The following is a 14,940-nucleotide window of genomic DNA, read 5'->3' as shown; positions in this document are numbered from 1 at the left end:
TTAAATTGTTCGTGTTGTTTGAGCCGATATCTGCGGGATGATTTTCATCCACAAGAAATAAGCAATTAACACCGTTTGCAATATTGCGCCAAAAATCATCGCATACCACACATAAACAACGTCGTGGTAATAATAAGGAAGCGTGATCGCGATTAGTGTTTGCAAGCCAATTCCGCAACACGTAACCAATGTTAATAAAGTTCCGTAACCAGAACCGACGAAAACACCACTACTGCCGACACAGAAAGATAACGGGAAAAGATAAACAGTCAAATAGAGTAGCAAGGTTGCCGCAGAACTGATAACCGCAGCATCATCAATGAACCAGCTGATAAGATGTGAAGGGTTTATAATGAGGATGATGGCAGCAATGAGAGTAATTAGTAGCCCAAGATAGCAAGCATCACGTGTAATTATTTTTGAATCTTCAGGAAAACCTTCGCCAATTCTTCTGGACAAAAGAATGCTACTAGCCTGACGGATGGCATAATATGCCATCGTGACAAAAATAATAATCTTGATTGCGATACCGAAAGCAGCGACGTATGACTCGCCAAAGTGAGACACCACATTTATCAATACCATCGTGCCTAACATTCTGGTTATAAAGTCCAGAGACAGGGGAAAACCCAGGAAAACAATATTTTTAATCCCGGTAATGGTAGGAATTGTTGGATTAACATGAGTAAGATTTCTTACATCCTGATAGTTAATTAATTTATAGCTCGACCATGATAAAGCAACCAGGCGCCCTAAAACCGTTGCCAACGCCGCGCCAAGTACACCAAGCGCAGGCGCGCCAAACCAGCCAAAAATGAGGATAGGATCTAATATTATAATAACGGCGTTTGCCAAAATAGCCGTTTTCATTGGCATCTTTGTGTTTTTATGCCCTTTAAATATAGCATCCACCATCATCTGCGCATAAAGTACAATCATACCAGGAAACATAATCATAAAGAACTGAGAAACAGATGCCTTTATCTCTTGCGATTTCTCCCCGATAAGTACATCCGTTATTTGATCACGAAAAACAAATGAGATAAGGGCTACAGACAAGCCAAAAACCAAAGCGCAAATAAAACCAGAACGGATATACGATTTCACTGCTTTTAAATCATCTGTGCCCAGACGATTAGAAATCAGTATCGTCGTGCCAACGCTAACAGCAAACATGATCCCCATGAGAACATTTTCAAAACTTGTTGCAACCGCAACGGCGGCAACGGCAATACCACCCAGTCTGGCGACCCAAATCATGTCAATAATGCCGCTGGCAACAGTTGAAATCAGCTCTAAATAAACAGCATAGGATAGCTTGAAAATAGCCCCTTTATAGGAGTTAATTTCTTGACTTTTTTCTTGTACATTCATTTCAATCCACCGATATTATCCATATAAATAATAATCTGTTAAGGACGATATATCCCGCCATTAACATCCATTATTGCTCCTGTCATGTACCTGTTGTTTTCCGACCCCAGGAAAAATATCGTTTCAGCAATATCTTCTGGCTCAGCAACACGATTCAGAGGTATGGTGTCAAGGATTGCGTTGTTCTCATCATCACTGCGATTATCCCAACGTGCTTTTATTCTTTCAGTCCCAACTATTCCTGGACAAACCGTGTTAACTAATACTGGATATCCAGCCAGTTCCATAGAAAGATGACGAGAAAATCCCAGTAGCGCCGACTTAGCACAACCATAATCAAGAGAAGTCAGCTTTAGAGGCATACGGCTGGTAATTGATCCAATATTGACAATGCGGCCTTCTCTACGCACTTTGAACAAAGGTAACAAAGCCTGTATTAAGGTAAAGGCTGGTTTTAAATTAAATGCGAAAGTGTCCACTACGTCCTGCCAGGTCAACTGGGATGTATCCTTATAACCATAACGAGAACCACCTATAAGATTCACGAGTGTTATAGATTGATATGCAGCAAGATTAGAAAATATACTTTCTAATTCATTATTATCATTGAGCAAATCCAGACAAAACCATTTAATTGCAGATCCGCTCAATTGGGTCGACGCCTCTTCGATTGCAGATTCATCGCGGTCAATGACAAAACAGTCATAGCCAGATTCTGTGAATTTTTTTACTGTTGAAAAACCAATACCTTTAGCCCCGCCAGCAATGATTGCCACGCGTTTTTTATCTAACTCATGTGTATGAGTCATTTTATTCACCCCTTAATTAATACTGCACGAACAGGACACGCTTCGGTATTAGTCACACTTATTGGCAATGCCATAAAAAGGGTGTTTTCATTCGCTTTATCAAGGTTGAATAAATACTCACAAAGCACTGCATGTCCTGACAGCAACGTTTTATGTACAACAAAGTTTTTCTCGCCCGGTTTTTCCGTCTGGAAATCAAGACCAAAAAAACCAGCACCTGTCGACACCAATAAATCGGCTGCCGCGGCATTCAGCCACGGGGAGTGATCCCAAAAGTTATCTGTGTCCCAATAATTATCATCATATCCAGTCCGAATTAAAATAATCGATTGCTTGGTAAATTTCACGTCCCTTACATAGGGCTCAATCATCTGTGGCGTAATCTCGGTGCCATTAGCGATGCCTGACAAGTCGATGATGACTGGATAACCGACAAAATGCTTCAACTCTATTTTATCGACTGTGTAACCATTTCTGAATGCGTGGTCACCAGATTCGATGTGAGTTCCATTATGAGCAAACAAATTTAAAGTAGTGAAACGCCTATGCCAGTTTGCCTCTGACATTTGCTCAGGTTTGATTTCATCATAACTAAATTTTGGAAACCAAGGCGCATCATACTTTGGCATATCTACGGAAAAAGGAATACTTAGATCGATGATCTCTTTTGGTAAAAACTTGCTCATAACCTTTCACCTTATAAATTGAACGAAAATGTAGATGTGGCTTTAAACCCTTTAACTGTCAATAATCTGTTTGACAGAAAACCATCGTGCGGAAGATCAAAATTCGAGGACACCTGGTGCCCTGCCATGACTATTTTTTTAATATTAACATTGGCTAATGCTTCAGTAAGTTTTACAGGACTATCGATGTAAAGACCCAAGGCTAATGTCGAGGTCAACGCTGAAAGTTTTCTCTCTTCTGGCCAGCCCGCTATCCAAACGCAGGGAAATGGTAGCTCAAGGTTAAAGCGGTCAAGCTCTTCAGGTAATTTGTCTGACAGGAGAATAATTGGCTCAATGCATGCAGTGCCATCGCCGAAATCTACCAGTGGGTCATGTTCAGAGACGGGAATGAATGCTATTGACTCCTCAGCACATATTTTTTTTATGTGATTATAATAGCTACTGGCTGTATTGAAGGTCATTACAGGTAGCACAGCATCTTTGCTGTACAATGGCGCAGCTTTAATGCCGGAAAGGCGCTGTTTGATTATTGATAAAACAGGCGTAATCGATCCCTGAACCAGTAAGCCACTGACATTTGTACACTTAACACCGCCGTCATCTAAGATGCTTTCGGTTACTTGTTTTTGCATTGAATCAGACAGACAAAACGTTTCACTCTCAAACAATATTTTGCTGTAACCAGGCCCGCGCAGAATAACGTTAGCATTGCTCTGATAACGTTCAACCATCGATTCCCCGCCATAAACCAATGACAGATCGCCTGCACTTATGATGTTATCAACCTGACGATGGTCGCAAGGAACATAAGCAGCCATACCTTCTGATAAACCGGCTTTTTTTAAAGCCAATATCAAGCGATATGCAGTCAAGGGATCCCTCTGACTAGGGCGTAACATAATCCTGTAGCCATAAGACAGCGCTTCGAGCCATCCCTGATTTGACAGCGGGTGATTACCGGGGGCTATCACAGATAGCAATTCACCATAAGGTGCCCAGATCCCTCCCTTATATTCTGGCGAAATCTGTTCGTAGTTAACTGCGCCCTGAGGCATTCCTTGATCAATACGTTTATTTGCAGTAGCTAGGAATGTGTATAACCCTTGCATAGCATTGTATATGCTATTTACCGGTAGCCCTGAAAGACGGTGCAAGGTATTAACATATTCACCTGGCGTTTGCCCATCCAGTTCACTGTAAAAAAAGTATTCGGCAGCCGCCTCCATAATATTCCTGACATCAGACGATTTCTGCTTGACGCTTTCCAACATTTCGTTTTTGACTTTATTTATAAGCAACCCGGGAGCTTGATTTAGCTGCAACAACGCTTCACCATCTATTGAAAAAATAATCAATGGCTTTGAGCATTGATAGGTTCCTGATGGCCTTAGCACCTTTATTTCACGCATCAATAAAGCCCCTCAATGATGGCTTTGCCAGATTTAGCCGGGGGAGTAATTTCTGCTAGACCATCGCCTTGTGTAGAAGAAATACTTTTTACTCTAATGGCTTCATCTCGTTCTATTCTGTTTGGCACGAAACATTCTGGCGTCAGTAGATTAATTCGAACTAATCCTCGTGAATCATATGGCACAATATTTTGATTATTATTTGGATCAACAACATCAACTATCGTGAATGGCTCGAATGGTTGAAACACGCAAGGGTATAGATCCCCTGCTGTAGCAGGTCGCTGCGGAGCTATTCCCATCAGCGTATTACCATACAGGCCTATGATTTTTTGCTCCGCAAAAAACTCCGATTTTAGTAATGCAAGCGAATCCGGATCTATTGATGTCCCCGCCCATATGATGGCAACTAACTGTTCTGCTAACGTGGAATAGATGCGTTGATCTTGACATAAAATTTCTAATAGCGGAGGTGTAACAAAAATTACGCTAACGTCCTGTGTTAATAATACATCTGCCGCCTGGTCAATGATATGCTTTGAATATGCCTTTACCTGCGCAATATCACCCTTTTGAATCAGCTTTTTTACCCAACGGGGATCAAAATCGATATAAAAACACTGTTGTTTGCGATGGTTTGCAAGAAGACCAATAGACCTACCTACAATATGAGGGCCTGCAGGCCCGATATGTAACCAATTGCCTTTCTGCTCCAAGCTTATACCGTGCTGAACCAACATATTATTTACATAATCTAGTCCAATACGGCGCGACTCGCGTTCAACAATACGTGTTGGATTTCCTGTGGTTCCACCACTTTCATAAATGTTAAATTCCCCGCGATACTTTATTAATCCACGAGGTATTAAATCTTCGATTTTGGCAGTCTTATATTTCTCAGTTACATCAGGAAAATTTCTTAAATCCGCTACGGTTTTGATATCCGTCAAAGGGTCGAAAGCGAAATTTTTTCTTTGCTCCAGCCAAAATGAACTTCCGGTATCATTAGAGAAATGCCATTTCATCGCAGCCTGGACCACTTCGTCTCTGGATACCGTTTTTGAAGATGTAAAGTTATATATATCCAACATATCCATTGCCTCTGTTGAGAATGATTAAATCAACAAACATCAAACAGACCTTCATGTTCCAGGTCGCGAATAAAGTAGTATTCTTTATTAATCACCTCTGATTCCTCATGAACCAAATTAGCTGCGCCGGGAATTGTGAACATGTCTTTGGTTACGTTTATATTAGAGCCAATTTCTTTGAATAAATGTAATTTGTAAAATGAATTCAAGGACTTTACTTTATCAATATTTTTAAATGAAGTTAATTTCCCGGAAACATGAGAAATAAAAGGAACAATCATTCCAATTTTATGGAGTGTATAAAGTTCATCTTTCGGCGCTACACCACTTTCCAGAAAATGACATAAAGAATCTATCCAACCAATTTGCCCTTTCCCTGTACAAGCCTGAGTGATATCTGGTATGTTTCCTCCAGCAGGTCTGGGATTCATCTCAATAAGAACAGGGCCCTTTTCAGTTAGCATGATTTCGTTATGGCAAGGGCCAAACGTTAGTCCTAATGCATCCAGAACCAATTTATGATAAGCAACTAACTTATCCTGAATATCACCCTGAGCTGGAAGCAAGGTGGTTTTTTCATAGACATAGTTACCATCTTTAACGTCCAGCTTGTCGCTACGCCAAATATCAGTGATGTAATGTTTTCCCGCAAAAGATACGCTATCTACGATGTATTCAACACCTTTCAATAGCTCTTGCGCCAAGACGCCATCGTTACTGATTCCAATTACACGCGACTGTGATTGTACTTTATGAAACGCTTCAACCAGTTGTGAGTGTGATTTGCACTCATAGACATTTATTCCGCCAGTACTTTTCGGAGGTTTTACTATTATTGACTGAGCATCTTGGCCATCAAACCAGCCGATTAAATCTTCCTCACTGGAAACTAATTTCCCACTAGCATGCGGTAGGTTATTTTCTTTTAACTTTAAATGACTATGGTATTTATCTAGCCGATCGCGTGATGTGGCAGGATTATTCTGTTTTAATGTTAATTTATCAGCTAATTGATCTGCAAGCGCCACGCCAGAATCGATGCCTGGCAACACCGCAATGATATCATAGGGTTTTAAAGCCACTACTACATTATCGATATCACCATTATATACTAACTCTACGTCATATTGCGTTGAGTCAATTTTATAAGAGGCAAAAGGCATATCGCCTTGCAGAGCTGTAATATGTATACAGTGATATCCCAATTCTATCAGTTTGGGAGCAATATATTGTCCAGAGCCGAAACCATCAACCACTACGCAGTACTTAGGCATATTGATATCCTTATTTTTAATTGCTACGAGTAGATTTTAATCTTCTAATACAGAAAGAATAGGCGTCATTTTAGTTTCGGTTTCACGCCATTCTTTCTCTGGATTCGATTGGTCAATGATTCCTGAACCGGCATAAACCTCTAACAGGCAATCATTAAGAGAGGCATTCCTGATCACAAGCGAGAAATTGCTGTTATCATTCAATGTGAAGTAGCCCAACCCTCCGGTAAAGTAGCCACGGTCAAATTTCTCAAAGTTTTTTATAATCGTACCACTCCAGTCTTCTGGTATTCCCCAGATAGTAGCTGGTGGGTATATTTTTGCCAGTATGTCAAAACTACTTACGTTATCTTCCACTTCACCGCTAATTACACTTCTCAGATGCACAGCATATCCGACGCCAAACGGGTCTTTCCCGCTCGTGCATTTGACTGTGCCTGGAATACAGACTTCCTGAAGCTCCTCCTCAAGTTTATTTGAAGCGAGCATATGTTCCTTAGACTCTTTTTTGTCATTTTTGAGAATATCTGAGGCAATATTTAGTTCTGACGACTGATCAAGCCGGATGGTTCCAGCGAGTGGTTTCGTTGATATATATGATTTTTCTTTTGTCAGCAAAATTTCAGGTGACACACCTACCCAATATTTTTCGTTTTTCCAGTGAAAAATATAGTCATAAACCTGACCATGCCGAGACGCCAACTTAGCAGCAAAGGCAAGAGGGTTGGGCGCTGTTTTAAACAAAATATCTTTCTTTTTGGATACGACGACTTTCGATACATTGAGGCTTTTTAAATCTAATACCACTTTACTTAGCTGTTCTTCATATTCTTGACGATTCGAAGCATACGATGCTGACAGGACGACTAAGGAATCTAATATGGGAATTTTTTCGTTTTCTTCTAACAAACGAGATATACTGATCTCCTCTGACCAGTTTTTTAAAAACTGTGTCAGTATCACATTATTATTCTGTTGTTTAACTGTAATTAAAGGCAACGTAAATTTAGCAAGTTCCACAATGCCATTTCGTCTGGTAACGGCTTTCCAGCCACCGAAAAATACCACATCGTTGTGGTTATCGGGCAGATCCATATGCTCGAGCAAATAATTCCGTACTTTCTTTGTAAAACCATTTAAATGGCTGAATACGAGTGAATAAGGCGTTGTGTCCGAATTAAACTCCTGCACATCAGTGATAATACTACGTTCATCTTTTTCGAAAGAGAAGATAATTTTATCCTGACTTAAATGTACAGTTATTTCAGCGAGTCTACCGTAAGCGCTAAAACGTTGCCGTACACCATCATCAATGAAGTTGAAAGCAGTATAGAAATCGTCTTTTAAATTACCATCATATGACATTAATTTCTGACAGATTTCGTATGCAGAAATTTGCTTTACTATTGTTAGTTTTGACTGCTTTACCTGATATCGAAGCAATGAATCATTCATATATCTTATCCTTCAAAGCATAGATAAATTTTCCATAAAAAAGCCTTGATATGGCTGATCTATACCACCAACTAAATAGCTAATTTTCAAATAAAAACTTGCGACACTTTAAAAATAAAAGCTAGTCGTCGCCATGCGGTGACGTTAACATGAACTCCCTTTAACCATTCTGTTCTTACAGACAGGGCTTTTCAATAAGCTAATTAACTTTATATAAAAACTTCGAGCTTTCTACTAAACCCCCATTTATCTACAGCTTTTTCTTTTACAAAAAGAGCCTGAACAGTATTTTTGTACTAGTAAATCTATTTTTCTGTGATGCAAGTTTCTTTTTGATTTGAATCTTTTCTTATTGAAAACTCTGCCATTCCATATTTATTGCATAATTAATATGTTTTTGTTATTTAATGTTTAAATAAAACAACCACACTATAAGTCACTTATAGTAATTATTTTTAACAGAATTGAAAGCCTTGTAATTATATCCATTAGCTGGAATTTTTTTAAACAAAAAACCAGAAAATAATCATTGCGATACAGTCTGGTTGGTGAATTTTCTTTGATTTGGCAATTTATTAGATCGCGCAACTCGGGCTGGGTTTCCTCCAAGTGATATGATGGACGTCCCTCCTCAACATAATCCTGCCACACTTATGTTGAGCCGTCCCATTTATAGAGGAACAACATCATTGACCTGCTCCCCATTGATTAACACACGACGATGTTAGTAATGTCTTCATCAGCAACATGAGGACAACCCCATGAAGAAGCGTTTTTCCGACGAACAGATCATCAATATTCTTCGCGAAGCCGAGGCGGGTGTTTCCGCCCGCGAACTTTGCCGTAAGTACGCCATCTCCGACGCCACGTTTTATACGTGGCGTAAGAAGTTTGGTGGCATGGACGTACCTGAAGTAAAAAGGCTTAAGTCACTTGAAGAAGAGAACGCCCGCCTCAAGAAGCTGCTCGCCGAAGCCATGCTGGATAAAGAGGCACTACAGGTGGCTTTGGGCCGAAAGTACTGACGACAGACCAGAAGCGGGAAGCCGTGACAGTGATGTGCAAAGCGACAGGTCTGTCGCAACGGCGTGCCTGCAGGCTGACAGGTTTGTCCCTGTCGACCTGCCGTTATGATGCGCACCGCCCGGCTACTGATGCGTATCTGTCTGCACGTATCACCGAACTGGCAATGGAACGCCGACGTTTCGGTTACCGGCGTATCTGGCAGCTTCTGCGTCGTGAAGGCCTTTGCGTTAACCACAAACGGGTCTACCGCATCTATCATCTCAATGGCCTGGGCGTAAAACGCAGACAGCGCCGTAAGGGTCTGGCGACTGAGCGGCTTCCGCTTCTTCGCCCGGATGCGCCGAACCTGACATGGTCGATGGATTTTGTCATGGATGCACTTGCCAGCGGCCGCCGGATTAAGTGCCTGACTTGTGTGGATGATTTCACGAAGGAGTGTCTGACGATCACTGCTGCTTTCGGTATTTCAGGCGTTCAGGTCACGCGTATTCTGGACAGCATCGCGCTCTTTCGTGGCTATCCGGCGACAATAAGAACCGATCAGGGCCCGGAATTTACCTGCCGTGCGCTCGATCAATGGGCCTTTGAGCATGGTGTGGAGTTGCGACTTATCCAGCCAGGTAAGCCAACGCAGAACGGATTTATTGAGAGTTTCAACGGTCGCTTTCGGGATGAATGCCTGAATGAACTGATCCTACCCACGTAATGTGGACACAGCCCTAAGCGAGATTTTCGTTTTCAAATTGTTCCGGGCTGAGACCGCCACAGGCACTGTGACGTCTCCATCGATTGTAATCACACTCGATATAATTAAATACCGTCGTCCGCATTATTTCCCGACTGATAAAGCGTTCACCGTGGATGCATTCGACTTTCAGCGAGTGGAAGAAGCTTTCCGCACAAGCGTTATCGTAACAGCAGCCCTTTGCACTCATGCTACCGCGCAGGTTATACCGCTTCACTAGCGCCTGATAATCTGCTGAGCAATACTGCCCGCCACGATCCGTGTGGACGATGACATTTTCCGGACATTTACGCCGCCAGAGCGCCATCTGTAACGCATCGCAGGCCAGTTTCGCCGTCATTCGTGACGACATCGACCAGCCAATAACAGCACGGGACCACAGATCAATCACCACCGCCAGATACAGCCAGCCTTCATCCGTGCGAAGGTACGTGATGTCTCCGGACCACTTCTGGTTCGGACTACTGGCATAAAAATCCTGTTTCAGCAGGTTCTCTGACACCGGCAGGCCGTGCTCACGGTAACTGACCGGGCTGAACTTCCGGCTGGCTTTCGCCCGCAGTCCCTGACGGCGCAGGCTGGCGGCGATGGTTTTGATATTGTATTCAGGCAGTTCTTCGGCGAGACGAGGCGCACCATAACGCCGCTTTGCTTCCGTGAATGCCTGGCTGACAGCAGTATCACAGATGAGCTGCAACTGCTGGCGTGTGCCGGTTTGATGGCGACGTTTGAGCGAGGCATACCAGCCGCTTCGGGCAACCCGCAGCACCCGGCACATGGCTTTGACGCTGAACTCCGCCTGATGTTTTTCAATAAAGACAACCTTCATTTCAGGCGCTTCGCGAAGTATGTCGCGGCCTTTTGGAGAATGGCCAGTTCTTCATCCCGTTCAGCCAGTTGTCGCTTAAGGCGGGCAATTTCGACGGACATTTCCTGTTCACGTTCGGAAGATGAATGTGCATTTTTCAGCTTACTGCGCCAGTTGTAGAGCTGGGATTCATACAGACTGAGCTCACGGGCGGCGGCAGCGACACCAATACGCTCAGCCAGTTTCAGGGCTTCATCACGGAATTCGGGGGTGTACTGTTTACGGGCCGTTTTGCTGTTTGATGCTGGTTTTGTCATGAGTAATCACCTCTGGTTGAGAGTTTACTCACTTAGTCGCGTGTCCACTAATGATGGGTAGGATCAAACTCCCATTGTGAGAATTTCTTTTGAAGTTCATTACTCATATAAATTTCGTTCCAGTTAACATCATATACAGGGAAACACATAACCCTGTATACGCTAAATAGCTTCGCAAAATAGTAGATCACTTGAAGGGAACTCAGTCCGAGTTGAGCGATCTGATCAATCGCCAAACATCACAAATCACCAACCGGACTGAGCGATGCCGATCATAGCAGCAATCCCTGATGAAGAACGACAACTGATGTGCAAAGAAGCCCAACAAACACGCGATAAAAATTATGCCAGACGACTCATTGCCATGTTGATGTTGCATCGGGGAATGACCGTCACCGACGTCGCCAGACTGCTCTGTGCTGCGCGTTCATCCGTCGGAAGATGGATAAACTGGTTTACTTTACAGGGTGTTGAAGGACTCAAGAGCCTCAGGCCCGGTCGTGCGCCTTGCTGGCCCGTCGCCGATATCCAGCGTGTGCTTCCCTTGCTGGTTCAACGTTCACCGAAGGATTTCGGCTGGCTGCGCTCCCGCTGGAGCACGGAGTTACTGACCCGTATCGTCAACCGGCTTTTTGACGTGACGCTTCACCGCTCCACCCTGCACCGATACCTCAAACAGGCCGGTATGGTCTGGCGCAGGGCCGCACCGACGCTGAAAATCAGGGACCCGCATTATGATGAAAAGCGGCTTGCCATCGAGCAGGCGCTGGCTCAGGGCTCAGCGGCTAATCCCGTGTTTTATCAGGATGAAGTCGATATCGACCTGAACCCGAAAATCGGTGCCGACTGGATGCCCAAAGGGCAGCAGAAACGTATCGCCACGCCGGGACAGAACCAGAAACATTATCTGGCTGGCGCACTGCATTCGGGGACGGGCCGAGTCTCCTACGTTAGTGGCAACAGCAAGAGCTCTGATTTATTTATCCAACTGTTAGAGGCATTACGACGCATATACCGGCGGGCGAAAACCATTACGTTGGTGGTTGATAACGACATCATCCATAAAAGCCACAAAGTGGAGCGCTGGCTGGCGGAGAACAGCAAGTTCCGGCTGCTGTTTCTGCCGACCTATTCGCCGTGGCTGAATCCGATAGAGCGGTTGTGGCTATCGTTACACGAGACAATAACGCGAAACCATCAGTGCCAGTACCTGTGGCAGTTACTGAAACAGGTAACGCAATTTATGAATGCAGCTTCACCATTTGCCGGCAACCAACCTGGCCTGACTAGGGTGTGTCCCGTAACTGTTTTTTGTACAATCAGGGACATGATTTTGCCACAAAAAGTACTTCAATTTGGCTCGTTACGATTTTCCCGATGATGCATGGGCGCTGATTTCTCCCATGCTGCCGCCTGAAAGAGGCTCTTCCAGAGGCGGCCGTCCTTACTTTGCTCACCGGCATGTCATGAATGGCATATTTTGGGTGCTTTGCTCCGGCGCGCCATGGCGGGATTTACCTGAGCGTTATGGTCAATGGAAAACGATTTACAACCGCTTTAACCGGTGGTCTAAAGCCGGAGTAATAAACAGTATTTTCAATAAATTACTCCAGATTCTGGATGAGGGCGCACTGATTGACTGGGATGTTATCGCGCTGGATGGCAGTAACGTTCGCGCCCTGAAAGCGGCCGCTGGTGCGAAAAAAAACATCCCGATGAACACGAGGACCATGGGCTGGGTCGCTCACGCGGCGGCTTTGGCACCAAAATCCATCTGGCGACAGATGGCACAGGATTACCGCTAAGTTTTTGCCTGAGCGGTGGACAGGCCCACGAAAGCCGGTATGCGGAAACGTTGCTTAACCGCGTCGGGATTATCCGAAGAAGTGGGCATCTGAAATCGCGTCCGAAAGCGGTACTGGCGGATAAGGGTTACTCAAGTAACAGCCTCCGCATTCATTTGAAAATAAAGGGAATAAAAGTGGTAATTCCGTTTAAATCGAATGAAAAAGCCAGTCAGGACAGACGTCGGCCCCTCGACAGAGGCCTGTACAAAAAACGCAATGTCGTGGAGCGCTGCTTTGCGATACTCAAAGAAAATCGTCGTATCGCTACACGCTCGGAAAAAACAGCCAGAAACTACCTGAGTATGCTAAAGCTGGGGGCGATCAGGTTATTTTTGAAGCGGTTGTTAAGTTAAGGGACACAGCCTAAAGTGGAGCGGTAATATGAGAAGCTATTTAGCATTCCATTCCTGCTCAGGGATTTTTCCTGCATAGAAAAGATCGCCATGATCCTTTTCTATTTTAATGATCTCTTTATATACCTGAATAGCCTCTTTTAGCGTTTTTATTTCTTTCATTATTAATTTTCTCCGATGTGTCATATTTATATAATTAACACATTAATTATATATATCAACAGATGAGATGGGTTTATTTTCTGAGTATTGTTATTTTATACTGGTTATCAGCAGTGTTTATATTCAAATGAAAAAGACAAAATAAATTCCCACATACTATTTTTATCAATTGATTAAAGGTTGAAAAAGTGATCCTACCCATCATTAGTGGACACGCAACTAAGTGAGTAAACTCTCAACCAGAGGTGATTACTCATGACAAAACCAGCATCAACCAGCAAAACAGCCCGTAAACAGTACACACCTGAATTCCGCGATGAGGCCCTGAAACTGGCAGAGCGTATTGGCGTCGCTGCTGCTGCTCGTGAACTCAGCCTGTATGAATCACAGCTCTATGCCTGGCGCAGCAAGCTAAAGAATGCCCATTCTTCTTCCGAACGTGAGCAGGAAATGTCTGTTGAAATCGCCCGCCTTAAGCGGCAACTGGCTGAACGGGATGAAGAACTGGCCATTCTCCAAAAGGCCGCGACAGACTTCGCGAAGCGCCTGAAATGAAGGTTGTCTTCATCGAAAAGCATCAGGCTGAGTTCAGCATCAAAGCCATGTGCCGGGTGCTGCGGGTTGCCCGAAGCGGCTGGTATGCCTGGCTCAAACGTCGCCATCAACCCGGCCCACGCCAGCAGTTCCGGCTCATCTGCGATACTACCGTCAGTCAGGCATTCACTGAGGCAAAGCAGCGGTATGGTGCGCCGCGCCTTGCTGATGAGTTGCCGGAGTACAACATCAAAACCATCGCTGCCAGCCTGCGTCGTCAGGGATTACGGGCGAAAGCCAGCTGTAAATTCAGCCCGGTCAGCTACCGTGAGCACGGCCTGCCGGTATCGGAAAACCTGCTGAAGCAGGACTTTATCGCCAGCGGCCCAAATCAGAAATGGGCGGGTGACATCACTTACTTACGTACAGATGAAGGCTGGTTGTATCTGGCGGTGGTGCTCGACCTGTGGTCTCGTGCCGTTATTGGCTGGTCGATGTCCTCACGAATGACAGCAAAACTGGCCTGCGATGCGTTACAGATGGCACTCTGGCGGCGTAAACGCCCGAAGAACGTTATCGTTCACACGGATCGCGGCGGACAGTACTGTTCAGCGGATTATCAGGCATTGCTGAAGCGGCACAGCCTGCGCGGCAGCATGAGCGCAAAAGGTTGTTGCTACGATAATGCGTGTGCGGAAAGCGTCTTCCACTCACTGAAAGTGGAATGTATCCACGGGGAACGCTTTATCAGCCGGGAAATAATGCGGACAACGGTGTTTAATTATATTGAGCGTGATTACAATCGCTGGCGTCGTCACAGTGCCTGTGGCGGTCTCAGCCCGGAACAATTTGAAAACCAGAACCTCGCTTAGGGCGGTGTCCATATTATGTGGGTAGGATTATTCTGTATATTATCGGAACAATTGAGAGAAAATAAATCTCATGTCATCAACGCTGGTTTTTATCTGGTAATGAGCTGTTAGGGAATAGGCCAATGGCAATAGTAAATTTCAGTTGATAATATACAAGAATGATCTCATACATATG

The 14,940-nt window shown here is 44.3% G+C and carries 11 protein-coding genes and 2 pseudogenes; 4 read left to right on the top strand and 9 right to left on the bottom strand.

The window, feature by feature from the left end; genetic code table 11:
- From DAQ1742_RS08160 to DAQ1742_RS08130, 7 genes are read right to left on the bottom strand one after another with little or no spacing between them, the layout of a single operon-like run.
- Positions 1 to 1,374 (bottom strand): MATE family efflux transporter, encoded by a 1,374-nt coding sequence (locus tag DAQ1742_RS08160; RefSeq protein ID WP_051124060.1) that lies wholly within the window; start codon positions 1,372 to 1,374, stop codon positions 1 to 3.
- A gap of 38 nt (positions 1,375 to 1,412) precedes the next feature.
- Positions 1,413 to 2,183 (bottom strand): SDR family NAD(P)-dependent oxidoreductase, encoded by a 771-nt coding sequence (locus DAQ1742_RS08155; protein WP_035342588.1) that lies wholly within the window; start codon positions 2,181 to 2,183, stop codon positions 1,413 to 1,415.
- Between the two features lie 5 nt (positions 2,184 to 2,188).
- Positions 2,189 to 2,869: a cyclase family protein gene (locus tag DAQ1742_RS08150; protein WP_035342589.1), complete on the bottom strand. Its 681-nt coding sequence runs from the start codon at positions 2,867 to 2,869 to the stop codon at positions 2,189 to 2,191.
- A gap of 11 nt (positions 2,870 to 2,880) precedes the next feature.
- Positions 2,881 to 4,281, bottom strand: a complete 1,401-nt coding sequence (locus tag DAQ1742_RS08145) for an aldehyde dehydrogenase family protein (RefSeq protein WP_067486490.1) — start codon at positions 4,279 to 4,281, stop codon at positions 2,881 to 2,883.
- On the bottom strand, positions 4,281 to 5,372 hold the full coding sequence (locus DAQ1742_RS08140) for a hypothetical protein (RefSeq protein WP_035342593.1): 1,092 nt from the start codon (positions 5,370 to 5,372) through the stop codon (positions 4,281 to 4,283). The genes DAQ1742_RS08145 and DAQ1742_RS08140 overlap by 1 nt, the downstream gene beginning before the upstream one ends.
- A 29-nt stretch (positions 5,373 to 5,401) precedes the next feature.
- Positions 5,402 to 6,646, bottom strand: coding sequence for an ATP-grasp domain-containing protein (locus tag DAQ1742_RS08135; RefSeq protein ID WP_035342595.1), 1,245 nt, complete (start codon positions 6,644 to 6,646; stop codon positions 5,402 to 5,404).
- Between the two features lie 36 nt (positions 6,647 to 6,682).
- The gene (locus DAQ1742_RS08130) at positions 6,683 to 8,101 is read right to left on the bottom strand and encodes a chorismate-binding protein (RefSeq protein ID WP_035342597.1); all 1,419 of its coding nucleotides are present in this window, start codon (positions 8,099 to 8,101) and stop codon (positions 6,683 to 6,685) included.
- Between the two features lie 761 nt (positions 8,102 to 8,862).
- Between DAQ1742_RS08130 and DAQ1742_RS08125 the strand changes: the two are divergent.
- A pseudogene (locus DAQ1742_RS08125) lies at positions 8,863 to 9,833 on the top strand (IS3 family transposase).
- Positions 9,834 to 9,846: 13 nt separating this feature from the next.
- Here DAQ1742_RS08125 and DAQ1742_RS08120 read toward each other — a convergent pair.
- Positions 9,847 to 10,997, bottom strand: a protein-coding gene (locus tag DAQ1742_RS08120) for an IS3 family transposase (RefSeq protein WP_145916168.1) whose coding sequence is annotated in 2 segments (ribosomal slippage) — positions 9,847 to 10,739 and positions 10,739 to 10,997 — 1,152 coding nt in all. Because the reading frame shifts where the segments join, the coding sequence is not laid out codon by codon here.
- Between the two features lie 265 nt (positions 10,998 to 11,262).
- Between DAQ1742_RS08120 and DAQ1742_RS08115 the strand changes: the two are divergent.
- Together DAQ1742_RS08115 and DAQ1742_RS08110 are read left to right on the top strand one after the other, a co-directional pair.
- Positions 11,263 to 12,291: pseudogene (locus DAQ1742_RS08115) on the top strand (IS630 family transposase); the annotation flags it as partial.
- Positions 12,292 to 12,352: 61 nt separating this feature from the next.
- A protein-coding gene (locus DAQ1742_RS08110) for an IS5 family transposase (RefSeq protein ID WP_152482109.1) occupies positions 12,353 to 13,197 on the top strand; the annotation gives its coding sequence in 2 pieces (ribosomal slippage) (positions 12,353 to 12,698 and positions 12,698 to 13,197; 846 coding nt in all).
- Between the two features lie 36 nt (positions 13,198 to 13,233).
- Here DAQ1742_RS08110 and DAQ1742_RS20700 read toward each other — a convergent pair.
- Positions 13,234 to 13,359: a hypothetical protein gene (locus DAQ1742_RS20700; RefSeq protein WP_255342514.1), complete on the bottom strand. Its 126-nt coding sequence runs from the start codon at positions 13,357 to 13,359 to the stop codon at positions 13,234 to 13,236.
- Positions 13,360 to 13,614: 255 nt separating this feature from the next.
- Between DAQ1742_RS20700 and DAQ1742_RS08105 the strand changes: the two genes are divergently transcribed.
- Positions 13,615 to 14,765 (top strand): IS3 family transposase gene (locus DAQ1742_RS08105; protein WP_145916167.1). Its coding sequence is split into 2 segments (ribosomal slippage): positions 13,615 to 13,873 and positions 13,873 to 14,765, totalling 1,152 coding nucleotides; the frame shifts between segments, so codons are not numbered across the junction.
- Positions 14,766 to 14,940: the final 175 nt, after the last annotated feature.

Source organism: Dickeya aquatica, from assembly GCF_900095885.1.
Classification (GTDB): domain Bacteria; phylum Pseudomonadota; class Gammaproteobacteria; order Enterobacterales; family Enterobacteriaceae; genus Dickeya; species Dickeya aquatica.
Note: the sequence above shows the minus strand (reverse complement) of the source record. Positions and strands in the feature narration are given on the sequence as shown.

Bases quoted from the DNA above. Each gene is read 5' to 3' on its own strand.
- DAQ1742_RS08160 (WP_051124060.1), bottom strand. From the start codon at position 1,374: ATGAATGTACAAGAAAAAAGTCAAGAAATTAACTCCTATAAAGGGGCT.
- DAQ1742_RS08155 (WP_035342588.1), bottom strand. From the start codon at position 2,183: ATGACTCATACACATGAGTTAGATAAAAAACGCGTGGCAATCATTGCT.
- DAQ1742_RS08150 (WP_035342589.1), bottom strand. From the start codon at position 2,869: ATGAGCAAGTTTTTACCAAAAGAGATCATCGATCTAAGTATTCCTTTT.
- DAQ1742_RS08145 (WP_067486490.1), bottom strand. From the start codon at position 4,281: ATGCGTGAAATAAAGGTGCTAAGGCCATCAGGAACCTATCAATGCTCA.
- DAQ1742_RS08140 (WP_035342593.1), bottom strand. From the start codon at position 5,372: ATGTTGGATATATATAACTTTACATCTTCAAAAACGGTATCCAGAGAC.
- DAQ1742_RS08135 (WP_035342595.1), bottom strand. From the start codon at position 6,646: ATGCCTAAGTACTGCGTAGTGGTTGATGGTTTCGGCTCTGGACAATAT.
- DAQ1742_RS08130 (WP_035342597.1), bottom strand. From the start codon at position 8,101: ATGAATGATTCATTGCTTCGATATCAGGTAAAGCAGTCAAAACTAACA.
- DAQ1742_RS20700 (WP_255342514.1), bottom strand. From the start codon at position 13,359: ATGAAAGAAATAAAAACGCTAAAAGAGGCTATTCAGGTATATAAAGAG.